The following is a 23,123-nucleotide window of genomic DNA, read 5'->3' on the forward strand; positions in this document are numbered from 1 at the left end:
GCACCCCCAGTGCCCACCCCCACGCGCCGCCTCCGAGGAGCAGCCCCACATCCGTCCTGAGCCCGCTCCCCACGAAGAACAGCGGCAGCAAGACCGGCACCGCGAACTCCCGCATCCGCTCCGCCGCCACCTCCACCACCCCCACCCGCGGCAGCACCGCCCCGAACACGAACGCCCCGAACAGCGCGTGCACCCCGACCGCTTCCGTGGCGTACGCGGCCAGGCACAGCCCGCTGCACAGCCCCACCACCGCGCCGGGCCCCGCGCCGGAGCCGCCCCACCGCTCCACCGCCCGGGCGAGCAGCGGCCGTACCCCCCACCACATCACCGCGAGGAACACGCCGGCGAGCGCAGCGGTCCCGACGACTTGCCGGCCGCTTGCCGCTCCCGCGGGGCCGGCCATGGCCGCCACCACCGCCAGCAGGCACCAGGCCACCACGTCGGCCACCGCCGCACACGCCATCGCCACCGCGCCCACCGGCGTCCCGTGCAGCCCCTGATCCGCCAGGATCCGCGCCAGCACCGGGAACGCGGTCACGCTCAGCGCGACGGCCACGAACAGCGTGAACTCCGCCCGCCCCGCCCCCTCCGGCGCGAACGACCCGTACATCGCCAGCGCCAGCAGGGCTCCCAGCGCCAACGGCACCCACAGGCTCGCCTGGCTGACGGCCACGACGGCCCGCCCCCGCCCCCGCAGCAGTCCGGGATCCAGCTCAAGCCCGACCAGAAACATGAAGACCAGCAGGCCCAAGTTCCCCAGGACCCCCAGATACGGGAGCACCTCCCCCGGCAGCAGCCACCGGCTTCCCTCCGGCCAGAGCCACCCGAACAACGACGGCCCGAGCACGATCCCCACCAGGATCTCCCCCACCACGGCCGGTTGCCCGAGCCTGCGCACCGCCGCGCCGGCGATCCCGCACGCGAGCACCACCACGGGTATGGCAACGAGTACTGCCTCAAGCGGTTCACGCATCGCCCCCACCGTCCCAGGCTTCCGCCCGCACCCCTGCGCGGCAACGAACACCCCCACACTTCCGGGGGTCGGCGTTAACGCCGTTAATGCTCGACCCGCCAGGCCGAAGGGACTGAGTGCTGCAGGAAGCGAACGATGCAGCGCATGCCGTGGTGAAGCGCGCGGAGATTCACCCTGACGGGCCGAAGTCAGTGATGCCAAACGCCGTCAGTCCCTGCCCGCTGCAACTACATTGGCGGCTACCCGGCATCCGACAAGCCCGGCAACCCCGACAAACAGGGGCGGCAAGCCACTCCCCCGCGGCAAAACCGGTGCGATCGGCGCGTCGAAGGCCGATACCGCGCCCAATCCGTTAGCAAAACCCAAGCGTGGCGCCCACATCCACCTCAGAACGTTAGTAAAGTCCCTCTCATGACTTCGCCTTCCACTCAGAGCGACCGCGAGAAGGTCGTCTCCAAGCTGCCGCCGTGGCTCCGCCAGGAGTTGAAAATCCGCACCGCCCAACTCCGGGTGGACATCCAGGACGCCGTCCACCAGGGCATCGCCCACTGGAGCGCGCTCGCGTCCGCCCCTTCCCCGGTCGACACCTCGGGCGCCGAGTCGTTCTCGACCTGGCTGCCGGTCGGCCAGTGGGAGTCCTTCCGCTCCGACGCCAAGGACCGCGGTGTCTCCCTCATCCAGGGGCTCGCCCAAGCCGTCCGCCTGTGGCTGGAGATGAACCCGGCGCCCACCGTCAAGCGCCCCTCGGTCGTACGCCGCATCGTCGTGTGCAACCAGAAGGGCGGCGTCGGCAAGACCGCCGTCACCGCCGGCACCGGCGAGGCGCTGGCAGAGGACCCCGACGTCCTCCACCCCGTCCGCGTGGCCCGCCAACTGGCCCGCCGCTCCTCCGAGGAGGACGCTCCCTTCCACCCGGACACCGCCACCCCGCCCCTGGACCTGGAAGACCTCCCGGGCCTCGGCATGCGCGTCCTGCTGGTCGACTTCGACCCCCAGGGCCACCTCACCAAGCAGCTCGGCCACCACCCGTTGCCCATCGGCGGCGACAGCCTCACCTGCCACATGGCCGGCGAGGCCAAGGGCCAGCTCGCCGATCTGATCGTCCCCATCGAGCACGACCGCTTCGGCGACCGCCTGCACCTCCTCCCGGCCTGCACGGACGCCTTCCTCCTCGACGTCCGCCTGTCCACCGTCCGCGCCCGCGAGGCCTCCCTCGAACGTGCCCTCGCCCCCGTCGAGTCCGACTACGACGTCATCCTCATCGACTGCCCTCCGAGCCTCGGCCTGAGCATGGACGCCGCCATCTACTACGGCCGGCGTCGTGAGACCGAGCAGCAGGGTGCGTCCGGCGCGCTGATCGTCGTCCAGGCGGAGGACTCCTCGGCCGACGCGTACGACCTCCTCACCTCCCAGATCAACGACCTCCGCGACGACCTCAGCCTCGACATCGACTACCTCGGCCTCGTCGTCAACCTGTACGACGGCCGACGCGGCTTCATCGCGACCTCCTCGCTCCAGGCCTGGTTGGACATAAAGGATCCGCGTGTCGTCGCCGTCGTACCGGACCTCAAGGAACAGCGCGAGGCCGTCCGGATGAAGCAGCCCCTCTTCGTCTACGCCCCCAAGGGCGACCAGGCAGTCGCCCTGCGCGCCCTCGCCCGGGAGATCTCATGAGCAGCAAGGCCGAAAAACTCGGAGTCTCCGCGTCCTTCGCACGGGCCCAGCCCGTGAGCGTCAGCTCCCGCCGGGCGGCCATCGCGGAGGCCACCGGAGCCCCCACCTCCGGTGTGCTCCCGCCCTCCGAGGTGCCGATCGAAGCCCTCGCCCACAACCCGTTCAACCTCCGCGAGGACCTGACCGAGCTCGACGAGCTGGCTCAGTCCCTCGCTTCCCGGGGCCAGCTGCAGCCCCTCGCGGTCGCCACCCGCATGGCCTTCATGGAGGCGCACCCGGGGCAGACGGAGGGCCTGGGCCGCGCCCCGTACGTGGTCATCGACGGCAACCGCCGGCTGGCCGCCGCCCACCTGGCGGGCCTGCGCACCCTGCACATCCACGTCAACGACGCCCTCGCAGCGTCGGCCGCGGACATCCTGGAATCGGCGCTCATCGCGAACGTGCACCGCGTCGACGTGGCTCCCATGGACCAGGCCCGTGCGCTCCAGGAGCTCGTGGAGGTGCACGGCTCCCAGGCCCAGGTCGCCAAGCGCCTCGGCAAGACCCCGGCCTGGGTCTCCCAGCGGCTGGCCCTGCTGAACCTGACCCCGGCCCTCCAGGAGAAGGTCGACACCGGCGAGCTGAAGGTGGAGCCCGCCCGCCGCATCGGCCGCCTCCCTCAGGAGCAGCAGGAGGCGGCGGCTTCGGAGTCCATCAACGCCCCCGCGCCGCCCCGCCAGCGCTCGACCCCGGCACCGCCGCCACCGTCGGCACCTGCACCCGCCCTCGCGCCGGAACCTGCACCCGCGCCGTCCCCGGCGCCCGCCTTCCCCACAGCCGCTTCGGTCCCTGCGACCTCCGCACCCCCCACCCCCCGCATCATGATCGCCACCGACTCGCCGGAAACGATCGCGGACGCCCTGACCGCCCACCTCACCCCGGACGACCTCAAGGCCGTGACGGAACTCCTGATCACCCGCATCTGAGACGGGGCGGAGGGAGCAGCAGCACCACGCCGGGGGCGCTGACGGCATTAACGCCGTTAACGCCCCCACGTGTGCGTGGCGGGGCGGATTCCCGCAGGGAGGCGTCGGCGTTAACGGCGTTAACGGTCGAGGGGAGGGACCGGGGGAGAACGGAGAGGAGCCCCCGAGGGACCGGGGGACCGGGGGAGACCCGGAGCGACCCGGGGGAGACCTGACCCGGGGGACCGGGGGAGACCCAGAGCGACCCAGAGGGACTCAGGGAGACCCGGCGGGACTCGGCCGGACGCACAGGGAAGCAGGACTCACAAGGGGGTCCGGAGGGACTCAGAGGGTCCGGAGGGACTGAAGGGACTGAAATTCGCCATTGCCTTCAAGCACTATCCGGCCACCCCGTACGGGCAGCCGGATGCGGCCCCCTGAAGCGGAACAGCACGCACACGCGGACGGCGACGCAGCACAGGAGCAGGCCGAGAAAACCGGAACCAGAGAGGGCCCGAAGGGACCGAAGGGACCGAATCAGGCAACTGTCGGCGCGGACGCGGACAGCCCACGCTGCGAGCGGACGGTCTTCTTGCCGACCTGCCGGGGCGCGATCGTGCGGGGGTCCACTGCCTCGCCCGGCGCACCTTCCTTGTACAGGCCGTGCGGCTCGGCGTCCCGGTCGTGCGGCAGCAGGTAGAAAACCCGCCGCTTCTGCAGGCCGCTGTCGGGGTCCGCTTCCGCGGTGTCGCCGAGCTCGGTGAAGCCGATCATGCGCCCGTCACGGTGGTAGCGGGGCTTCCCTCGGCGCCGAGGGGTCTTGTCCAGGGCCTGGCGGACGTAATCGAGCTCTGCGGGGTCCTCTAGCCACACCACTTTGTCCTCGTGGGTGAGATCGCTTGCCGTCAGTAGCGAGCTCATGGCCTGGATCCTTCCTCGTTCACGTCGGCCCTTCCGGGCCCTCGATTCCTCCACGCCGCGAGCGGCGCCGATGCCGATGGCGATATGCGGCAGGGCTCTGTGGGCCACTGCCGGATGGTGGGTCCGTTCATCTTCCTTGTCCATCGTAGGCGTGCCCACCCCGGGGAGGCAGCACACATCGGCCGATCACGTCGCGTTTGCCCGGTTTGCGTGGTGCGGTGTCTACTCCTCGTCGGCCAAGAGAGCCAGACCCGGGTAGAACTTCTGCCCGTTCGAGCGCAGCATCTCACTGGGTGAGGCCACACCGACCTCCGCGCGGATGCGTGTGGCGAACGCGCGGGTCGTGGCCGGGCGCAGGCCCTCGCCGTCCTGGCACCAGGCACTGTAAGCCCGGTAGAGGGCTCCCTGCTCCACTTTCAGATCACGTGCATCGGGCAGGTCCGCCCCGGTGGTGCAGCATTCCACAAGGAACCGCCCGATGTGGTCCTCGGTGGTGGCGTAGGCCTGGGTGGCGGTACGGACCACGCTGGGCCCGGTCAGGGCGGGCTTGGTCGCGAGGTAGGCCTTGGCTCCCTGGATCATCCAGTGGAGGATGCCCGGGCCCTCTTCCTGGACGAGTGCCTCCGCCAGGTTGTCGATCTTGCGGTGGTCGGGGACGACCCGCTCGAAGGGGATCAGCCGGATCCGCCGCCAGAAGGCGTGGCCGCCGGTGCCGACCTCCGGGCGGTGGTTGCCGAGCAGCCACAGCTTGTGGGTGGGCTCGAAGCTGAAGAAGTCCTGCCGCATGCGGCGTGCCTTGAGGCGGTCGCCGCCGGTGAGCAGTTTGACGCGGGCCTCGTCGAACTTGTCGTGCGGCTTGAGCTCGCTGCACACGAACAGGCGGCGTCCGTGGAGCTCCGTCAGCTCGGTGGAGTGCTCGTTGAACTTGCCGCGCTCCATGAGGAAGCCGGGCGGGGCGACGTCCGCATAGTCCCCGAGGATCTTGATGACGACGTCGAGGAGGGCCGACTTGCCGTTGGCGCCGACGCCGTACAGGAAGGGCAGGACCTGGCCGCCGACGTCGCCGGTGATGGAGTAGCCGAGAAGGAGATGCAGAAAATTGATCATCTCCTTGCCCTTGTCGTCGTCCCCGAAGGTCTGGTGGAGGAAGTCGTGGAACCTCGGGGTCTGCATGGCCTCGGGAGCCAGGTAGGTGGCGCGGGAGTGCAGGTCCCGGGTGGGGTCCGGCTTGTGCAGGTCGCCGGAGCGCAGGTCCACGACGCCCGCCGGGGTGCACAGGGCGTACTTGTCGCCGTCGAGGGAGTCCGGGTCCAGGGCGAGTTCGGGGGAGGCCTTGGCCTGGGCGAGCATGGCCTTCACGCCCGAGGTGGACATGGCGCGCTTGCGGTGCTGGGCCAGTTCCCGGTCGGTGAAGACGCCGCGCGGGTCGTGGCCGGGCAGCTCCTCCGCCATCTCGCCGGCGGCCCAGATCGCGGCCTTCTCTCCGCCGGTGCGCTTCCACCGGTACTCGTCCCACACGTACCAGCCCAGTCCCTCGACGTGGCGGAACCGGTCGTGGTGGAGGTGCGCGAACAGCTTGGCGTTGCCGCGGTCGGTGAGGTTGCGCAGCAGCCCGACGGCGATGAAGTCGCCCGCGCCGGCCGCCGCCGGGGCCGCTGTCTGCTGCGCGGGCAGGCGGCGCCGACCGCCCCGCCGACCGGGCTTGGCCGTGTCGGCGGGCGGGGGGTCGGCCCGGGTGTCGGCGGAGCCGTCCGTGGTGAACGCGGCGAGCTGTTCCGCCGCGGCCTGGGCGTTGAACCCCGTGCTTCCGGCGTTGCTCATGGGCGTTCCTCGGTGTGGATGGGTCGGTTGCTTCCGGCACGCAGCCCTGTGTCGACGATGAGGCAGTTCCGGCGCGGCTGATGGGGTCGTGCGTGGTCGGCGGCTTCGAGGAGCAGCCGACGGCACTCCTCCGGGTCGAGGTGGCCCGCGGCTGCGAGCCCACCCGCGGTGAACGCCGCCCGGTTGAGCTTCTCGCTGAACGCCGCTCCGGCAGGTCTGGCCGCGCAGGCCCGCACCTCGTCGACGAGCGGGGCCAGGACGCGTTCTCCCGCCCGCTCGCGGCCCTGAAGGCCCCTGGCATGCGGGGCCCTCTGACGGGCCGCCACAGGGCCGCCAGAGGGCTTTGAGGGGGCATCCTCGACCGAGTGCCCGGTGCGGGCGAGTTCGGCCGTCAGCCACAGCGGCAGGGGCGCGGGCAGCCGCGCTCCGGGCAGCGCCTCGTACACACCGGCGGACGTACGCGTCGCGGGCGCCACGATGTATCCGCCGACCGCCCGGACGTCGACCTGCCAGGCGAGCGCCACCTTGGGACTCGATCCGCTGGAAGACCGGAAGCGCGGACCGTCCTTGGCCGCCCGGTACCAGATGTGCATGCCTCCGGAGGGCGTACGGACGCGCAGCGTCGAGGTGTCCTCGCACGGGTTGGGCCGTGAGCGGTACGCCGCCAGCAGCGCCAGGGTGTCGAACCCGCTCCGCAGCCCGGTCAGGTCCACCCGGTCGTCGACGGGAATGCCCGGCAGCAGCCGCCCGCGCTCGGGCAGCGGGGCCGGGTGGGCGTCGACGTCGATGACCACGAGCCGGGCCGGGCCGCAGGAGACTCCTGCACCGAACCCGGGCTCCGCCTCCCACCACCGCAGCACCGTCGGCACGTCCGTGGTCGCGGCGTGGAAGCCGTGGCACCAGCGGCCCAGGGCGTGGCAGGGGCATTCCTGCGGGGGGTGCTGGCCACCGCGGCAGTCGGGGCAGTTCGGGGCGGGAGTCTTCGTCCCCGGCGCCAGCGGGTGCACGGGGTGACCCCTCCGCGCCAGCCAAACGGCCACGTCCCGCGCCGTCCTGCCACTCACATCGTGTGGCAGGCTCTGGGAATGGACGGGCACTGGCTCTTCCTTGACGCATTGTGAGCGGCGGCTGCTCCGATCCCGGGCTGTTCTCCGAGGAGCGCTTTGACCTGCGCCTCAGGGACCAGAGGGACTGAAGATTCACTATGCCGGAGACTACCCCAGAGACCGCCTCAGCCAGGGATGCAATCTCCGCTGTATCGAAAGTTCAGTCCCTTCAGTCCCTCAGTCCCTGACATTTTCCAACCGGTTTGTCCGGGTAGGACCTTCTCCGAAGCCAGTGCGCATCCGGGCGTGTCGCAACCCCACCCGCCTACAGGGCAGGGAGTGGTGCCCCACCTCCCCGGCGCCGCCCGTCGTCGCGAGGTCCTCGCGGCCAACCTTCAGACAGACCTGCCGGGTGGTGGTCGTCCCTTCTGTGTTCGGTCCCCCTGCGGCAGTCGGAGCCACAGTCCCTCGGTGTCCGTCGGTGCCGCTCGGTCCCTTTCGGTCCCTGCGCCGCACGTTCCCTTTCAGGCGGCCCCGGAACCGGCCCCTCCGCTCCAGGGTCTGAATCTGCCGGATTCGCGTTCAGTCCCTGCTCGTTCAGTCCCTGGAGAAAACCGCAGGTCACAGCCCTTTGGATCGAGCCTCAGGGACTGAAGGGACTCAGAATCACTATTTCCAGCCTTTACGTGCGTGCGTGTATGCGCGCCCGTATGTAATCAGTAGGTATTACTGGAGTAGCGTGAGCAGCTCATAACTAGAGATTTGAGTCCCTTCAGTCCCTCTCAGTCCCTGCCCGAGCCGCTGACCTGCAGGTTTCTTTAGTGACCGAAGGGACAGGGACTGAAGCGCGCCCACCGGGCTTCAGTCCCCCGAGCCGGGGGGAGGGAGTACAGCGGGAGGGGGGCGATCCACGTCCCCGAAGATCGGGACAGGGACTGAAACCCCTGCCGTGGATTCCTCCGGAGTATTCGCCGAGGGCCGGGATCAGGCGATCGGGCGCAAAACACCGGGAGGGGCAAGATCATTTGTTCCCCGTCCAGGGCACGGCCTGCCGGGAGTCCTGAGCATGACCACCCAGCGAAGGCACGGGCGCTGACCGCGCCGCAGCCGGGCGCCGATTTCGTCCGGCCGGACGAAGCCCGGCCCGCCTGCCCGGAGGGCAGGGCAGGCGGGCCCACCGGTTCTGTCCTACAGCTCGAACTCGACGTGTTCCAGGTCGGTGTACTCGACCAGCAGGCCCTGGGCCCGGCGCCCGCGGTCCTTGAAGTACGTCTCCTGCAGGCCCTCGGCGGCGATCTGCCGGAGCCGCTGCTCGGTGGCCCCGGCCTCCTGCGCGTCGAAGAGGCGTCCGGCGAACTCCGGCGGGAGCGCCACGGTGAGGTGCCGCAGGCGGGCGTCGTCGGTGGTGCCGGGGGCCGCGGTGTAGCCGAACCGGGCACGCGTGTCGATCATGATGCCGGCGGTGGTGGCCGCGGCCTTCCTCGCCCGGGCCCGGACCTGCGGCTGCCACCGCTTGCGCACCTCCCGCTCCATGCGGGCGGCGAGTTCCGGCCGGGGCTGCCTGATCTCGTCCTTCACGTACCGTTCGACGGTCCGCTGGCTGATGCCGAGCAGCCGGGCGACCTCCTTCGTACGGCCCTTGTGCTGCTTGACGAGGTAGCGCATCTGCGCGCCGGCGCTTTTGGGGACGGGGCGGGTGAACGCCCGCTGCAGCGCTTCCTCGAGTCCTTCGCCGACCGTGGCCATCGGGATCCGCCTACTCTCCGCTGTCCTGGGCCGAGACCTGGCCGTCCTTGATGTAGCGGGCCAGGTTGAGGTCGCTTCCGTACTCCTCGCGGAGGCCTTCGGCCCACAGTACGGTCTGGGTGCCCTCGTGCTTCACCATGCCCGGGGAGACGCCCAGCTGGAAGGCGCCCTTGAGGGGTTTGCCGTCCTCGTGGGGCAGGACGTCGAGCGGGCCGGGCCCGTCGGAGGCGTACACGACGCAGTCGGACAGCACGGCGACCGGGAAGCGGCCGGTGGCGGCGGCGAGTCTGAGCATCTTGCGGTGCATGTTCGTCCGCGTCCGGGAGATGACGGCGGCGCGGATGTCCGGGCGCCAGGTCGGACGCAGCAGCGCCGGCCAGGGCTGGCCCGGACGCCAGCCGCCGCCCCGGGGCCGTTCGCGGAGCTTGCCGATGCCGCCCTTCACGGTCGCCTTGATCGCGGACAGGACCAGCGCGAGGTCCGGGTCGACCTCCCGGTGCCGCGCCATCGCCTCCAGGAAGGCCTGCGGCTCCATGCCGGTGGTGACGCCGAGGTCGGCCATGGTGGCGACGTAGGCGTCACGCAGCCGCTGGTACCAGGCGTCCAGGTACCGGCCGCTCTCCCTGCGCAGGTAGCCCTCGGCAGGCCGGACGTCGTACCCGAGCTCCACCGCGTAGGCGACGGTCGGGGTGGCGTACCAGGCCGGCCCCCCGGGGCGCTCGCCGGTCGGTGTGAACGGCGACGGCAGCCGCGGGTCGAGCTCCACGTGCGAGAGATCGACCAGCCAGCAGCCGGGCACCTTCGGGTCGAACGCGGGACGGGTGACATGAGTGGGCGCGCCGAGTCCGACGACGGCGCCGTTCGCGCCCGCGGCGAAGGCCATGTTCACGTCGACGCCCACCACGTACGGCTTGAGGCACTCCTCGTCGGTGAGCGGCCGGGCCCAGTCGTACGCCTCCTCCAGCAGGACCTCGGCGGGCCCGCGCTGGTGGAACCGGGGCAGGTGCGCGAGGAGCGGGTGCCCGTCCGGGGCCTCCGGCGGGGCGCAGTCCACGGGCCGCGAGCCGAGGGAGCCGGGGTTGTACTCGCTGTGGCGGCGGCCGTCGGCGTCGGGCCGGCCGGCCCGCGTCGGCGGGTGCAGGGCGGTCATCAGTTCCAGGCCGTTGACCGCGGTGGTCCCGCGCGGGGTGATGACCCGGTCGGCATACGTGCCCAGCAGCCGGGCGAGCTCGGCGGGCGGCAGCTGCGCGGCGTGGCCCCAGGAACGGCTGTCGAGGGCGCCCCAGCCCGGGATGCACAGCTGGACGCTGGACCGCTTGCCGCCCTGCGCGGGCCGGTAGATCCACGCCCACGGGCCGAGTCCGCGCCGCGTCAGCTGCCACTGTGCCTTCGTGAGCTGCCTGACGGCCTTGTGGTCGTCCGGCAGCCGCCCGGTGTGCCGCTCCTCCTCGGACAGCCGGGAAGGCAGCCCGTACCGCTCGGCGGCGGCATCGGTCAGCACGAGCACCGGATCGGCGTCCCATCCGTTGGGGTTGAGCCGAGCGGCACCGAGCCCGGCCTCCGTGAGCGCCCACTCGACCAGCGCCGGGAGGGACTTGGCGGGTACGTCCAGAACGAGCCCGCCGACGCAGTACGCGACGACCTGCCGGTCGGCATCGGCGTCGAGGACGGCCAGCGGCCCGTGCGGATACCGCGCATCGGCCGCCACCGGGGAACCGGACGCCTCGCGCACGCCCCGCGACGGCGGGGGAGACGCCGCCGCGGGACGAGCGGCAGGCGCCGGGCGGCGGTCGACGGACGGCGGGGATGCCGGGGACACCGGGGGCGCCGGCGGTGCCACTTCCGCGGCCGCGGCGACAGGAGCGGCGGGGGAGGGGGCAGTGGCGGCGCTCTCCGCATCGGGGAAGCGCTCGGCCAGACCCTCCAGCAGCCGGGCGTACGCGGCACGCTTCGGCGGGCGCGGCTCGGTCCGGCCGGCCTCCCAGCCGCTCACGGTCTCCCGCCGGGTCTGCAGCGCGGCCGCGATCTGGTCCTGGCTCAGCCCGGCGGCCTCGCGCAGCCGCTTGCGCTCGGCCGGCAGCGGCAGGGGATCCTGGGAAACCCGTTCAAGTAGCGCGTCCACCGCGCTGAACAGCTCTTTCTCCGTGGACACAGAGGTCACCTCCACCTGGCATCCTAGCTCAAACGCACGCAGAAAGCACGGTGAATCGCACGCGAATCGCATATCGATGCCCTGGCGGATCCTCAGGCGGGGGAGTGTGGAGGGCTGATCAGCGCGATCGGAGCGAGTGCCGGTGGCCCGTTCCTCCGCTGAGGGCACGGGCCACCGGGCTCGGGGCGCGGGGACTGCGTTCAGGGCAGCGGCCGGTGCCCCCTCCGCACCGGCGCACCGCCGCCTGCACCGGCTCCGGCGGCGCCCGGGAGCGGTTCGTCCCCCGCGCCCCGGCTCCTGCCGGTCAGTGCGATCCGGTAGATCTGGGCCAGGACCCCCCACGGCGTGTGCATCGGAGCGTCACCCACCTCGGCGGCCCAGCCGGTGTCCGCGTGTGCCACGACGGTCAGCCGCGACGGACGGTCAACGGGAGCGAGCGGGCGCCGAACAGCCCCTCGCGGTGGAAGTCGTACGGCGCGTCCGGAGTGATCCTGATGTCCGCGAACCGGTCCAGCAGCATCTCCAGCGCGATCCGGCCCTCCAGGCGGGCCAGCGGTCCGCCGAGGCAGTAGTGGATGCCGTGGCCGAAAGCCAGCTGCGGGTTGGGGCTGCGCTTGGGGTCGAAGACCTCCGGGTCCGGGACGTGCCGTTCGTCATGGTTGGCCGAAAGCAGGGAGGCCATGACCATCCGGTCCTTCGGGATGGTCACCCCGCCGACGACGACCTCCCGGGTGGTGACCCGGGCCGCGACCGTGATCGGGGGCCGCATCCGCAGGACCTCCTCGAGGACGCCGGAGACCAAGGAGCGGTCGGCCCGCAGCGCGGCGGCGGTCTCGGGGTTCTCCTCCAGGCAGAGCACCGTGTTGCCGAGCAGCATCGACGTCGAGACGTGGCCGGCCATCAGCAGCAGCGCACCGAACTCGACTATCTGGCGGTCCGTCAGCCTCTCGCCGGCGATCTCCGCGGTCACCAGCCGGGACAGCAGGTCGTCGCCCGGCGTCTCGCGGCGGGCGTCGACGTGCCGCTGCAGGTAGGCGTGCATTTCCTTGAGCGGCTCCTTGACCAGCCGCTCGTAGTCCTCGCCCGCCTCGTCCCCGAACTGCATCTCGACGGCGTCGTCGACCTGCATCGAGAGCATCCGGTCGGACCAGCCGCGGAACAGCTCGCGGTCCTCGGCCGGGACGCCCAGCAGCTCGGCGATCACGATCACCGGAAGCGGGTAGGCGAAGTCGCCGACCAGGTCGAACTCGCTGCCCTCGACCTTCTCCAGCAGCTGGCCGGCGAGTTCGGTGACCCGGGGCTCCAGGTCGGCCACGGTGCGCAGGGTGAACGCCTGGCTGACGAGGCTGCGCAGCTTGCGGTGGAGCGGCGGGTCGATGACGGAGAGGATCTCCTCGCTGAGCGCGCTGGAGTCCGGGCGCAGCCGGCTCAGGTCGGAGGAGAAGACGGCGGGGTCGGAGGTCACCGCCAGGACGTCGCTGTGGCGGTAGACGTGGAACACGCCGTACTGGTCCTCGTGGACGGGGTGTTCGTCACGCATGGTCCGCAGCCAGGCGAGCATCGCCTTGCCGCCGTCCGCCATGGACGGGGGTGCGGGAGGGGTCTGCTGGGCCATTGTCGGCTCCTTCGGTGCAGGGGGCTGGCGGTGCGGTGGGGAATGGGGGCACGGGGCACGGGACTGCGGTGGGCTGCCCGGTACGGGCCGGGCGGGGCCGGCGCAGGGCCGGCGCAGGGCGGGCCCGGTTGCGGGGCACGGTCCGCGGGGGTGCGGTCCCGCGGCTGCTCAGGCGCGGTCGACGGCCATGGCGGCAGTGTTCGCCGCGGTCTGCGCCGCGGTGACGGCGTCCGGGTGGGCGCCGGTCAGGGCGTACGGGTCGAGGGCGTCGGCGGGGTGGTGCTCGATCTGGAGCCGCAGGCCGAGGTCGTGCTCGGCCGCGATCTCCAGCAGCACCTCCATCGCCAGGTGGTCCTCCAGCGCGAAGCCGGTCGAGTCGAAGACCGTCAGCCCGCCGCGCAGCGCGTCGGCGGCCGAGGGGTCGGCGCAGAGCTCGCCGAGGCTGAGCCCGATCTCGTGCGGCGCCAGCCGCTGGCACTCGCCCTCGTGCCGGGCCTGTTCGGGGTGGTCGGGGCTGACGTAGGCCCGGCGCAGCAGGTCGAGCGGGAGCTCGGTCTTGCCGACCAGGTCGGCGCCGATGGCGTTGACGTGCAGGTGGGGTCGGAACACGGCGTCGGCCGGGAGGACGGGCCCGCCGCCGACCGGGACGGTGGTGGCGGTGCAGATGATGTCGGCCTCGGCCGCGATCCGGTGCGGTTCGGCGACCTGCACGTCGAGGCCGAGGAACGCCACCCGGTCGGCGAGGCTCGCCGCGTGCGACGGATCGGTGTCCCAGGTGAGCACGCGCTCGATCGGGAAGACGCGGGTGAGGGCGTGGAGCTGGGTCACCGACTGGGCGCCGGCCCCTATCAGTCCGACCACGCGGCTGTCCGGTGCGGCCAGCAGCCGGCTGGCGACGGCGCTCGCGGCGCCCGTACGGATCGCGGTGAGCAGTACGCCGTCGATCAGCGCGGTCAGCGAGCCGGTCGTGTCGTCGAAGCGGGCGACCGTGCCGATGATGGTCGGCAGCCCGAACCGCCCCGGGTTGGCGGGGCTGTAGCCGACGGTCTTCAGGGTGATGCTGTCGCCGGCTTCGCGGTGCGGCATCCACTCCCAGATGCCGGGGACCGGTTCCTCGCGGGTGAATCCGCCGCGCTGCGGGGAGAGCGCGCGGCGGCCCCGGCCGACCTCGGCGAGGCCCTCGGTGAGGCGGTCGATGACGCGGTCCATCAGGGCGTCGCGGCCCACGCTCTCCACAGCCCGCGTCACGTCGCGCTCGCTCAGGACCCAGGTCTCCATCAAACGCTCCCAGAGTTTGTCGTTGGCCGGTGCTTCCGGCGCCGGCCGGAGGCTGAGCGGACATCGTCGGAGGGCCCCTTGACACGCGCCTGATGCCGCTGACGGGGCGTACGGCGGCCCCTGCGGCGCCGTCAGCCGACTCAGCGCCGTGTCAACGGGCCCTCACAGACTCGCCGGGCACCCGTGCCGTCGCCCGCCCGAGGGCGCCGGACCCTTGGTGAGCACGACGGAAGGACGAGCGATGCTGGATGGATGCGTGCCGTGGCCCCCGGAGGTCGCCGAGCGCTACCGCGAGGCCGGGTACTGGCGCGGTGAGACGCTCGGTGCCCTGCTGCGCGGCTGGGCGGCGCGGTACGGGGACCGGGTCGCCCTGGTGGGTGACGACGGCACCCGGGTGACGTACCGCGAACTGGACCTGTGGTGCGACCGGCTGGCCGCCGGTTTCGCCGGGCAGGGTGTGGCGCCGCGTGAGCGGGTGCTGGTGCAGCTGCCGAACACCCCGTCGTTCGTGGCGGTCTGTTTCGCCCTGTTCCGGGTGGGCGCGGTGCCGGTCTTCGCGCTGCCGTCGTACCGCAGTGCGGAGCTGCGGCACCTGGCGGAGCTGTCGGGTGCCGTCGCGATGGTGATCCCGGACGAGGTCAGGGGGTTCGACCACCGTGCGCTCGTGCGCGGCCTGCTGCCGGAACTCCCGCACGTGGCCCGGGTCTTCGTGGCGGGCGATCCGGGCGGTGGGGAGGACGGCCTGGTCGCCCTGGCGGCCCTGGAGCGGGATCCGGTCGCACTGCCCGGGCCGGACGCCTCCGACGTGGCGTTCTTCCTGCTGTCCGGCGGTACGACCGCGCTGCCGAAGATGATCCCCCGCACCCACGACGACTACGCGTACCAGACCCGGATCACCGCCGGCATCTGTGAACTCGGCGAGGACACCGTCTACCTGGCGGTGCTGCCGGTGGAGTTCAACTTCCCGTGGGGCTGCCCCGGCATCATCGGCGTGCTGGGCACCGGCGGCCGGGTGGTGTTCGCCCCGGATCCGACCCCGCAGACCTGCTTCCCGCTGATCGAGCGGGAGCGGGTCACCATGACCTCGGTCATCCCGACCATCGTGCACCTGTGGCTGGACGCGGCCGGGCGCACCGGCCACGACCTGTCCAGCCTGGACGTCGTACAGGTCGGCAGTTCCAAGCTGCACGACGAGGTGGCCGCCCGGATCGAGCCCGAGCTCGGGGTGCGGCTCCAGCAGGTGTTCGGCATGGCGGAGGGGCTGCTGACCTTCACCCGACTCGACGACCTGCGGCAGGTCGTCCTGACCACCCAGGGCCGGCCGGTGTCGCCGGCCGACGAGATCAGGGTGGTTGACGGCGACGACCGGGAGGTGCCGGACGGCACGGTCGGCGAGCTGCTGACCCGCGGCCCGTACACACTGCGCGGCTACTACCGCGCTCCGGAGCACAACGCCTCGGCGTTCACCGCGGACGGCTTCTACCGCAGCGGCGACCTGGTCCGCCGGACCCCCACGGGTGAGATCGTGGTCGAGGGCCGGATCAAGGACGTGGTGATCCGCGGCGGCGACAAGGTGTCCGCGACGGAGGTCGAGGGCCATCTGACGGCGCACCCGGGCGTGCAGCAGGCCGCGGTGGTCGCGATGCCCGACCCCGTGCTGGGCGAGAAGACCTGCGCGTACGTGGTCGCCGACCGGGACGGGCCGGCGCCCACCCTGCCGGAGCTGCGCCGGCTGCTGCGCGCCCGCGGCCTGGCCGACTTCAAACTGCCGGACCGGCTGGAGGTGGTGGAGGACTTCCCGCTCACCGGTCTCAACAAGGTGGACAAGAAGGTCCTGGCGGCGCGGGCCGCGACCCTGGCCGGGGCCGGGGCCGGGGCCGGGGCCGGGGCCAGGGCCAGGGCCGGGGCCGTGCCGGCTGGCGCCGGTGCGGGCCGAGGGGGTGCGCGGTGACGGGGGCGCAGCGCTACCTGGTGCCGTTCCAGCGCCGGGGCAGCATCGTGGGCCGGGCCGACCTGGCGGCGCTCGCCGAGGTCGTGCACTCGACGGAGCCGCTGTCGGCGGGGGTGTGGCGCGAGCGGTTCGAGCAGCGCTTCCGGGAGGTCACCGGGGCCCGCCACGCGCTGACGGTGACCAGCGGGACGGTGGCCCTGGAGCTGGCCGTCCGGCTGCTCGACCTGCAGCCCGGCGACGAGGTGATCGCCACCCCGCAGACGTTCCAGGCGACGGTTCAGCCGTTGCTCGACCACGACGTCACCGTCCGGTTCTGCGACGTCGACCCGGACACCCTGAACATGGACCCGCAGGTCCTGGATTCGCTGATCACCGACCGGACGAAGGCCATTCTGCTGGTGCACTACGGCGGCCTTCCGGCGGACATGGCGGCCATCCTGGCCCGGGCCCGCCGCGCGGGCGTCGTGGTGGTGGAGGACTGCGCGCACGCGCTGGGCGCCTCCTACCGCGGGGGCAGCCCCGGCGCGCTCGGCGACATCGGGTGCTTCAGCTTCCACTCGACGAAGAACATCACCACGCTCGGCGAGGGCGGCATGATCACGCTGAACCGGCCCGACTGGGCCGAGCGGGTCGAGCGGCTGCGGGGCAACGAGGTGGACGGGGTGTTCGCCCCGGTGCCCGGTTTCGCGGACGACGAGCCGGCGCTGCTGCCGTGGATGCGGTTCTCCGCCGACGTCTACCGCCGCCGGGCGGTCGGCATCCGGGGGGCGGGCACCAACGCCACCATGTCGGAGGCCGCCGCGGCGGTCGGGCTGGTCCAGCTGGACGCGCTGGAGCGCTTCACCGAGCGCCGGCGGTGGATCGCGGCCCGGCTGGACGCCGCCGTCTCGGCGTTCCCCGGGACCCGCCTCCAGCGCACGCCGGAGGGCAGCACCCACGCCTACCACCTGTACACGTTCTTCGTCACGGCCGGCCGCGAGGTGCGCGAGCACTTCGTGCGCGCCCTGGACCGCATGGGCGTGGAGGTCCAGCTGCGGTACTTCCCGCTGCACCTGCTGCCCGAGTGGCGGCTGCGCGGCCACGGTCCGGGCGAGTGCCCGCAGGCCGAGCGGGTCTGGTTCGACGAGCACCTGAACCTGCCCTGCCATCCCGGGCTCACCGACGAGCAGGTCGACCACCTCGTCGAGTCGGTCACCGCCGCGCTGCACGAGGCCACGGCCCTCGCCGGGACGGGCCGGCCGCTGGCGGTCCGATGACGGCCCGGCGGTCCGCCGGGCCGCCCGAGGATCCCCGCCCCCTGTCTACCGACCAGACCCGAAACGGACCCGAGAAAGGTTCCTGACGTGCCCTTCATCGACGTGAAGATCTACGAGCGCCGCCTGGACGAGCGGACCGAGCGCGAGCTCGTCGAGCGGATCACCCAGGCCGTGGTGGACGTCTTCGACGAGTCCATCCGGCCGCAGACCTGGGTGGCGCTGACGGGCGTCGAGCCGCGCCGCTGGGGGATCGGCGGTGTCACCGGCAGCTGACCGGCTCCTGCGGTGCGGGCCTGTGGGACTCAGTCCGACAGGCCCGCACACATGCCGGCGATCAGCCAGTCGAGGGCGCGGTCGAAGTCGCGGTCGCGCATCTCGCCGAGGCTGAGTCCGGAGCGGCGTTCCATCAGCCCGCCGCCGGCCGCGATCTCGGGGGCCTGCGCGATGCTTCCGGCGACCTCCTCCAGGAACTCGTCGGCCGTGCGGCCCGCTTCCTTGCCGTACTCCAGCCAGCGGCTCTCCATCGAGGTGAAGCCGTACACGTACTGGAAGACGGCCGACAGCGCGGCGGGCCGTTCGGCCTCGGGCAGCGGCGACCGGGCGACGACCGCCTGCGCGCAGGCGGAGAACTGCATGCTGTGCGGCCCGATGTTGAGGTACTCGCCGTACGAGCGGATCGCCCACGGGTGGCCCACCATGGTGCGCCGCCAGGAGAGCGCCAGCGCACGCAGGTCCTCCCGCCAGTCCCGGCCGGCCGCCGGGTCGGGGAGCTCTATCTCCGCGGCCACGGCGTCGAGCGCCAGCTCCATCAGGTCGTCCTTGTTCGCGATGTACCAGTAGACCGACATCGGGGTGACGCCCAGTTCCGTGGCCAGCACGCGCATCGTGAACTTGGCGTCGCCCTGCTCGTCGAGCAGCCGCACCGCGGTGGCGACGATCCTCTCCCGGTCCAGGCTGCCCGCTCCGGAACCGCGTTCGGGACCCCGGCGTCCGCGGGTCGTCGGCTCCGGGGTGAGCCACACGCTGCTCTTCGGCTGCGAGGCGCGCTTGGCGGCCACGTTCGTCCTCCCGGGGGTCGTCCTTCGGCTGCGGGCTGTACAAAGGTACGCGGCCGGGTGCGAGCAGGCTCGCACCCGGCCGTCGGCGGGGATCAGGCGGCGGCCGGGTCCGCGGCGGTGGCCGCGGAGGCTTCCGCCGCGGCGGCCTCGGCGCGCGCCGCGCGGTGGAGCAGCAGGCCGGCCAGCAGGCCGCCCGCGAACACCGCCGCGGCGCCGATCAGCTGGCTGGTGCCGACCCCGGAAGCGAACGCGTCCCGGATCTGGTCCTGCACGTCCGCAGAGGAGTTGGCGGCGAGCGCCTCGTGCAGCGACCCGGCCGTGCCGGCCGCGACGGTGGCCGGGAGCAGCGCCGCGAAGCGGGAGTTCAGCACGGCACCGAGGACCGCGACGCCGAGGCCGCCGCCGAATTCGGTGATCGTTCCCTGGACGCCCGCACCGACACCGGCCTTCTCCGGCGGGATGGAGCCCATGATGGCGTTGGCCATCGCGGGCATCGCCAGGGCGATGCCGGAGCCCATCAGCACCAGGCCGACCAGCATGCCGCCGTAGCCGAGGCTGCCGCCGACGGCGGCCACCGCCGCGAGCCCGCCGGCGAGCAGGGTCATGCCGGAGGCGATGGTCCCGGCGGCCCCGAGCTTCGGCAGCACCTTCGCGCCGACACCCGCCAGGTTGAGCCCGACGATGGTCAGGGCGAGCGGGGCCATCCGCAGACCGGCTTCCAACGGGCTGTAGTTCAGCACGAGTTGGAGGTGCTGCGTGAGCAGGAACAGCGAGCCGGCCATGCCGAACGCGACGAGGATGCCGCCCGCCACGGCGCCGTTGAAGCGCCGGTTGCGGAAGAAGCTCATGTCGAGCATCGGCGCCGGGACGTGCAGCTCCCAGCGGACGAAGGCGGTGAGGCCCGCCAGGCCGACCAGGGCCGGGACCAGCACGGTGGCGGACGTCCAGCCGTGCTCCGGGCCGGAGATGATCGCGAAGACCACGCCGACCATGCCGACCGTGGAGAGTGCGGCGCCGACCAGGTCCGGGCGCTTGCCCAGCGGGTTCTTGCTCTCCGGGACGAGCTTGGCGACGGCCAGGCCGCCGATCAGCGCCACCGGAATGTTGATCAGGAAGATCGAGCCCCACCAGAAGTGGGCCAGCAGAACGCCGCCCAGCAGCGGGCCGCCGGCGAAGCCGAGCGAGCTGACGGCACCCCACAGGCCGATCGCCTTCGGCAGTTCCTCACCGTCGAACACCTGCATGATCACCGCCAGGGTGGTGGTCATCAGCAGGGCGCCGCCGACGCCCATGCCCGCGCGGGCGGCGATCAGCTGGCCGGACGACGCGCTGAAGGCCGCGGCCGTCGAGCACAGGCCGAACAGGATCAGACCCGTCATCAGCGCCTTCTTGCGGCCGTACCGGTCGCTGAGGCTTCCGGCGGTGAGCAGCAGGCCGGACTGGACCAGCGCATAGGCGTTGATCATCCACTGGATGTCCGCCGTGCTCGCGCCCAGGTCTTCGGTGAGCGCGGGGATCGCGAGGTTCAGCACCGTGTTGTCCAGGAGGACCACGAGCTGGGCGAGGCAGATGACGCCGAGGATCACCCAGCGCCTGGGGTTGCGGGCCGTTACAGGCGCCGCCGTGATCTGTGTGTCTTGCAAGGAGACCTCCCAGGAGTGAGTGAGGAACTGTTCTACAACGTATATGAGAGCTATACGTTGTACAAGTCAATTGCGGGTGAAGCCTGCCCGGGGCGCGTGAAGTGCGACCCGGACACGGAAAGGAGCCGTCCGGTCGGGGACGGCGGGGGCGGGGCCGGTTATCGGACGGCGGTCGCGCGCGAGGCGCCGGGCGGGGCGGCGGGCTCGCAGTCCAGTTCGCCGCGCTCGACCGGACCGGCCGCGATCAGGGGCAGCATCAGCTTCCAGAATCCGGAGAGGGAGCCGGAGGCGAGCCAGGCGGAGTCGAACCTCGCCAGCACGCCGAAGCCGAGGACCGTGGCCGTCACGACCCCGGCGACGTCGGAGGGCGCCACGGCCGAGGACAGCGAGCCGTCCCGGCCGGCCTGCTCCAGCAGCCGCGCGACACTCTGGCGCCACTGCTCCGGGAGACCGTGAGCGGCCTGCCGGGCCGCGTCGCCGCTGAGCCGGAACCCCGCGCGCACCACCACGTCCTCGCGCAGGCGGAGCATGATGGCGTGGCTGGTGTCGACCAGGGCCTGGAGCGCGGAGGCGCCCTTCCGGGCCGCTCCCTCGACGATCGCGCGCACCCGCTCGGCGGCCTCCGCTTCGACCGCGGCGGCGAGGGCCTCCTTGCTCTCGAAGTGGAAGTGCAGGGCCCCGTTGCTGACACCGGCGCTGTTGCTGATGGCGGTGAGCGAGGCCACCGCGAAGCCCTGCCGGTCGAAGGCCTCAGCCGCCGAGAGCACCAGCCGGGTGCGGGTGCGGACGGCGCGTTCCTGTTTGGGCGTCAAGGGAACTCCTGGCGTGCACCGTCCGGCTGTGGGCAAACGAACCGTTCGGTTCGCTGAACGGTTCGCGTGCTGCCGACGGGCGTGATTCGGATGCGGGCAGGTCGGGGCCGCGTGGAGGGCGGCCGAGCCTCCCGGGTGAAGGGAAGGCGGCCCGCTGTACGCACCCGATGCCGAGGCGCCCGGTGCGAGTTGCGGCGCTGCGGCATCACGATACAAACCGTCAGACCCGATTGCCAAGCCAAAGCAGACCGCTTGCCTTGTTTTTGGCCGAAGTTCCCGCCGGCGTGCCGTCCGGTGGTCGTTTTCCGGGCAGGGGGGGGCGGACGCAGTCGTGCCGGGCACCCCGCGGGCACCCGGCACGACCTGATGTCGGTGTTCCTACTCGGCGGCGGCGGCCTCAGTGGCCTCGGCCGACGCGGCGGCCTCCGCAGCCGCGGCGGCCGCGACCTTCTCGATCCGCCCCTCGCCGGTGTCGATCCAGGTCAGCATGGACGCCGGCACGATGCTGGGCAGCACGTGGTTCCACATCACCGAGATCCGGTGGCCGAGGTCCTGGCGGTCGGAGGCGACCCGGGAGACCGCCTGGAGTCCGGTGAAGCAGCCCACGATGAAGTCGCCGGTCTCCTTCGGGTTCACGTGCGGAAGCACTTCCCCGCGCTCCTGGGCCTCCGCCAGCAGCCGGGCGCAGATGTCGCCCCATGCCCCGAAGGGGTTGGCGTCGGAGAAGTCCACCGCCCCCTGGTCCAGCGAGAGCCGCGTGCCCGCCCGCAGGATCGGATCGTGCAGCATGCCGTGGGCGACCAGCATGGTGAGGTCGACCAGCTCCTGCGCCTTGGACCCCGACTCCGGCACCGCCACGTGCAGGGTCTGCTCGTCCAGCACGCCGCGGGCCAGCTCTTCCTTGGAAGCGAAGTGGAAGTACATCGCGCCCTTGGTGACCGAGGCCCGCGACAGGATCTCGGCCACCGAGGCGGCCTCGAACCCGTACTCGTCGAAGACCGAGGCGGCTGCCCGCACGATCGCCTGCCGCGTGCGGACGGCCCGTTCCTGTCGCACTGCCACCCGTTCCTGTCGCACTGCCATAGGGCTACTCCTGTCATACATCCGCCGCTGTCGGGCGACCCGGCCAGTCAGCCTAGATAGATCAACATCCGGCTATCAAAAGAACCGGTTGGTATGTATCTTATCGGCAAGGGGGACGGCAGAAGTGCCCGTCCCGCGACATCGGCTTTTCTGGGGGATTTCCATGTCTGTTGTGATGCTTCAGCACGAAACCGCGCCCGTGGCGATTCCGGCCCAGCGGGCCGCGTCCCAGACCCGTCGACCGGCCCACGCCCCTGCCATGACCAGCACGGTTCCGCGGCAGCTGGTCCACCGGGCGGCGGTCGCCGAAGTGTTCCTGACGGGCTGGAGCCGGACGGCGGAGAACCGGTTCGCCCTCACCGCCCAGTGGCCCAGGGCGCACAGCTACTTCACCCCGGTGAACGGCTGCTACGACCCGCTGCTCGCCTCCGAAACCATCCGACAGGTCGGTACCCTGCTCTCCCACGCGGAGTTCGACGTCCCCTTCGGGGACCAGTTCCTGATGTGGGACCTGCACCACAGCGTCAGGCCCGAGCGGGCGGGCGTCGGTGCCGCGCCGGCCGACCTCGAACTGGACGTCATCTGCTCCGACATCCGCCGCCGCGGCCGCCGCCTGGCGGGCATGCGATACGAGGTCACCCTCTACTGCGCAGGCCAGGTGATCGCCACCGGCGGCGCCGCCTTCGACTGCACCAGCCCCGCCGTCTACCGGCGGGTCCGCGGCGACAGGGTCGGCGCCACCGGCCTGCGGCCCCTGCCGCAGGCGCTCGCCCCCGCGTCGGTCGGCCGCTTCCTCACCACGGACGTCGTCCTGTCCGCCACCGAGCGTCCGCTGGAGTGGCAGCTGCGCGTGGACGACCAGCACCCCGTCCTGTTCGACCACCCGGTCGACCACGTTCCCGGCATGGTGCTGATGGAGTCCGCCCGCCAGGCCGCCCAGGCCATCGACCCGTCCCGGCCGTTCCTGCCGACCACGATGCGCTCCGAGTTCAGCCGGTACGCCGAACTCGACAGCCCCTGCTGGATACAGGCGGAGCCGCTGCCCACGGCCGGAAACGGTGACCGCCAGGTCCGCGTCACCGGCCACCAGGAAGGCAACACCGTCTTCAGCTGCCTGATCGGGGCCCCGGGCGCGGCCGAGTGAGTCGGC

At 72.1% G+C, this 23,123-nt stretch carries 18 protein-coding genes; 6 read left to right on the plus strand and 12 right to left on the minus strand.

All coding sequences use genetic code 11. The features are described 5' to 3' along the window. Positions 1 to 973: cation:proton antiporter (locus tag HYE82_RS17520; RefSeq protein WP_179175016.1), on the minus strand; the 973-nt coding region annotated here is incomplete at its 3' end. A 411-nt stretch (positions 974 to 1,384) separates the two neighbouring features. Between HYE82_RS17520 and HYE82_RS17525 the strand changes: the two genes are divergently transcribed. Further along, a complete protein-coding gene (locus tag HYE82_RS17525; RefSeq protein ID WP_179175017.1) occupies positions 1,385 to 2,647 on the plus strand; it encodes a ParA family protein in 1,263 nt (420 codons plus the stop codon). Further along, positions 2,644 to 3,612: a ParB/RepB/Spo0J family partition protein gene (locus tag HYE82_RS17530; RefSeq protein WP_179175018.1), complete on the plus strand. Its 969-nt coding sequence runs from the start codon at positions 2,644 to 2,646 to the stop codon at positions 3,610 to 3,612. Before HYE82_RS17525 ends, HYE82_RS17530 begins: the two co-directional genes overlap by 4 nt. Before the next feature lie 516 nt (positions 3,613 to 4,128). Here the strand turns inward: HYE82_RS17530 and HYE82_RS17535 are convergent. From HYE82_RS17535 to HYE82_RS17565, 7 genes are all read right to left on the minus strand, one after another. Then, entirely contained in the window at positions 4,129 to 4,512 is a 384-nt protein-coding gene (locus HYE82_RS17535; protein ID WP_179175019.1) for a DUF6009 family protein, read from the minus strand. A 222-nt stretch (positions 4,513 to 4,734) separates the two neighbouring features. Further along, positions 4,735 to 6,333, minus strand: coding sequence for a phage/plasmid primase, P4 family (locus HYE82_RS17540; RefSeq protein WP_179175020.1), 1,599 nt, complete (start codon positions 6,331 to 6,333; stop codon positions 4,735 to 4,737). Further along, positions 6,330 to 7,373 (minus strand): bifunctional DNA primase/polymerase, encoded by a 1,044-nt coding sequence (locus tag HYE82_RS17545; protein WP_179175021.1) that lies wholly within the window; start codon positions 7,371 to 7,373, stop codon positions 6,330 to 6,332. Before HYE82_RS17545 ends, HYE82_RS17540 begins: the two co-directional genes overlap by 4 nt. A 1,194-nt stretch (positions 7,374 to 8,567) precedes the next feature. Then, the gene (locus HYE82_RS17550) at positions 8,568 to 9,125 is read right to left on the minus strand and encodes a helix-turn-helix transcriptional regulator (protein ID WP_179175022.1); all 558 of its coding nucleotides are present in this window, start codon (positions 9,123 to 9,125) and stop codon (positions 8,568 to 8,570) included. A gap of 10 nt (positions 9,126 to 9,135) precedes the next feature. After that, positions 9,136 to 11,277, minus strand: coding sequence for a helix-turn-helix transcriptional regulator (locus tag HYE82_RS17555; RefSeq protein WP_309144352.1), 2,142 nt, complete (start codon positions 11,275 to 11,277; stop codon positions 9,136 to 9,138). 406 nt (positions 11,278 to 11,683) lie between these two features. After that, positions 11,684 to 12,892, minus strand: coding sequence for a cytochrome P450 (locus HYE82_RS17560; protein ID WP_179175024.1), 1,209 nt, complete (start codon positions 12,890 to 12,892; stop codon positions 11,684 to 11,686). Between the two features lie 168 nt (positions 12,893 to 13,060). Continuing rightward, a complete protein-coding gene (locus HYE82_RS17565; RefSeq protein WP_179175025.1) occupies positions 13,061 to 14,170 on the minus strand; it encodes an ornithine cyclodeaminase family protein in 1,110 nt (369 codons plus the stop codon). A 241-nt stretch (positions 14,171 to 14,411) separates the two neighbouring features. Here HYE82_RS17565 and HYE82_RS17570 point away from each other — a divergent pair, with 241 nt between their 5' ends. The 3 genes from HYE82_RS17570 (at position 14,412) to HYE82_RS17580 (ending at position 17,650) form a co-directional block, all read left to right on the plus strand. Then, on the plus strand, positions 14,412 to 16,121 hold the full coding sequence (locus HYE82_RS17570) for a (2,3-dihydroxybenzoyl)adenylate synthase (protein WP_179175026.1): 1,710 nt from the start codon (positions 14,412 to 14,414) through the stop codon (positions 16,119 to 16,121). After that, the gene (locus HYE82_RS17575; RefSeq protein ID WP_179175027.1) at positions 16,118 to 17,377 is read left to right on the plus strand and encodes a DegT/DnrJ/EryC1/StrS aminotransferase family protein; all 1,260 of its coding nucleotides are present in this window, start codon (positions 16,118 to 16,120) and stop codon (positions 17,375 to 17,377) included. Before HYE82_RS17570 ends, HYE82_RS17575 begins: the two co-directional genes overlap by 4 nt. Before the next feature lie 87 nt (positions 17,378 to 17,464). Next, positions 17,465 to 17,650, plus strand: a complete 186-nt coding sequence (locus HYE82_RS17580) for a tautomerase family protein (protein ID WP_179175028.1) — start codon at positions 17,465 to 17,467, stop codon at positions 17,648 to 17,650. Between the two features lie 29 nt (positions 17,651 to 17,679). On the opposite strand, the gene HYE82_RS17585 is transcribed toward HYE82_RS17580, so the two are convergent. The 4 genes from HYE82_RS17585 to HYE82_RS17600 all read right to left on the minus strand — a co-directional run bounded on the left by HYE82_RS17585 (position 17,680) and on the right by HYE82_RS17600 (position 21,973). Next, positions 17,680 to 18,435, minus strand: coding sequence for a TetR/AcrR family transcriptional regulator (locus HYE82_RS17585; RefSeq protein ID WP_179175029.1), 756 nt, complete (start codon positions 18,433 to 18,435; stop codon positions 17,680 to 17,682). Positions 18,436 to 18,527: 92 nt separating this feature from the next. After that, positions 18,528 to 20,078, minus strand: a complete 1,551-nt coding sequence (locus HYE82_RS17590) for an MFS transporter (RefSeq protein WP_218782738.1) — start codon at positions 20,076 to 20,078, stop codon at positions 18,528 to 18,530. A gap of 158 nt (positions 20,079 to 20,236) precedes the next feature. Beyond that, positions 20,237 to 20,890: a ScbR family autoregulator-binding transcription factor gene (locus HYE82_RS17595; protein ID WP_179175030.1), complete on the minus strand. Its 654-nt coding sequence runs from the start codon at positions 20,888 to 20,890 to the stop codon at positions 20,237 to 20,239. 378 nt (positions 20,891 to 21,268) lie between these two features. After that, positions 21,269 to 21,973 carry a ScbR family autoregulator-binding transcription factor gene (locus HYE82_RS17600; RefSeq protein WP_179175031.1) on the minus strand — a complete coding sequence of 235 codons (705 nt, stop codon included), beginning with the start codon at positions 21,971 to 21,973 and terminating at the stop codon, positions 21,269 to 21,271. 259 nt (positions 21,974 to 22,232) lie between these two features. On the opposite strand from HYE82_RS17600, the gene HYE82_RS17605 reads away from it, so the two are divergent. Then, positions 22,233 to 23,117: a ScbA/BarX family gamma-butyrolactone biosynthesis protein gene (locus HYE82_RS17605; protein ID WP_256987350.1), complete on the plus strand. Its 885-nt coding sequence runs from the start codon at positions 22,233 to 22,235 to the stop codon at positions 23,115 to 23,117. Positions 23,118 to 23,123 lie beyond the last annotated feature (6 nt).

This window comes from Streptomyces sp. BR123 (assembly GCF_013401435.1).
Classification (GTDB): domain Bacteria; phylum Actinomycetota; class Actinomycetes; order Streptomycetales; family Streptomycetaceae; genus Streptomyces.

What these genes read in the sequence shown, in the direction of transcription:
- HYE82_RS17525 (WP_179175017.1), top strand. Translation starts at nt 1,385, where the DNA reads ATGACTTCGCCTTCCACTCAGAGCGACCGCGAGAAGGTCGTCTCCAAG.
- HYE82_RS17530 (WP_179175018.1), top strand. Translation starts at nt 2,644, where the DNA reads ATGAGCAGCAAGGCCGAAAAACTCGGAGTCTCCGCGTCCTTCGCACGG.
- HYE82_RS17535 (WP_179175019.1), bottom strand. Translation starts at nt 4,512, where the DNA reads ATGAGCTCGCTACTGACGGCAAGCGATCTCACCCACGAGGACAAAGTG.
- HYE82_RS17540 (WP_179175020.1), bottom strand. Translation starts at nt 6,333, where the DNA reads ATGAGCAACGCCGGAAGCACGGGGTTCAACGCCCAGGCCGCGGCGGAA.
- HYE82_RS17550 (WP_179175022.1), bottom strand. Translation starts at nt 9,125, where the DNA reads ATGGCCACGGTCGGCGAAGGACTCGAGGAAGCGCTGCAGCGGGCGTTC.
- HYE82_RS17560 (WP_179175024.1), bottom strand. Translation starts at nt 12,892, where the DNA reads ATGGCCCAGCAGACCCCTCCCGCACCCCCGTCCATGGCGGACGGCGGC.
- HYE82_RS17565 (WP_179175025.1), bottom strand. Translation starts at nt 14,170, where the DNA reads ATGGAGACCTGGGTCCTGAGCGAGCGCGACGTGACGCGGGCTGTGGAG.
- HYE82_RS17570 (WP_179175026.1), top strand. Translation starts at nt 14,412, where the DNA reads ATGCTGGATGGATGCGTGCCGTGGCCCCCGGAGGTCGCCGAGCGCTAC.
- HYE82_RS17600 (WP_179175031.1), bottom strand. Translation starts at nt 21,973, where the DNA reads ATGGCAGTGCGACAGGAACGGGTGGCAGTGCGACAGGAACGGGCCGTC.
- HYE82_RS17605 (WP_256987350.1), top strand. Translation starts at nt 22,233, where the DNA reads ATGACCAGCACGGTTCCGCGGCAGCTGGTCCACCGGGCGGCGGTCGCC.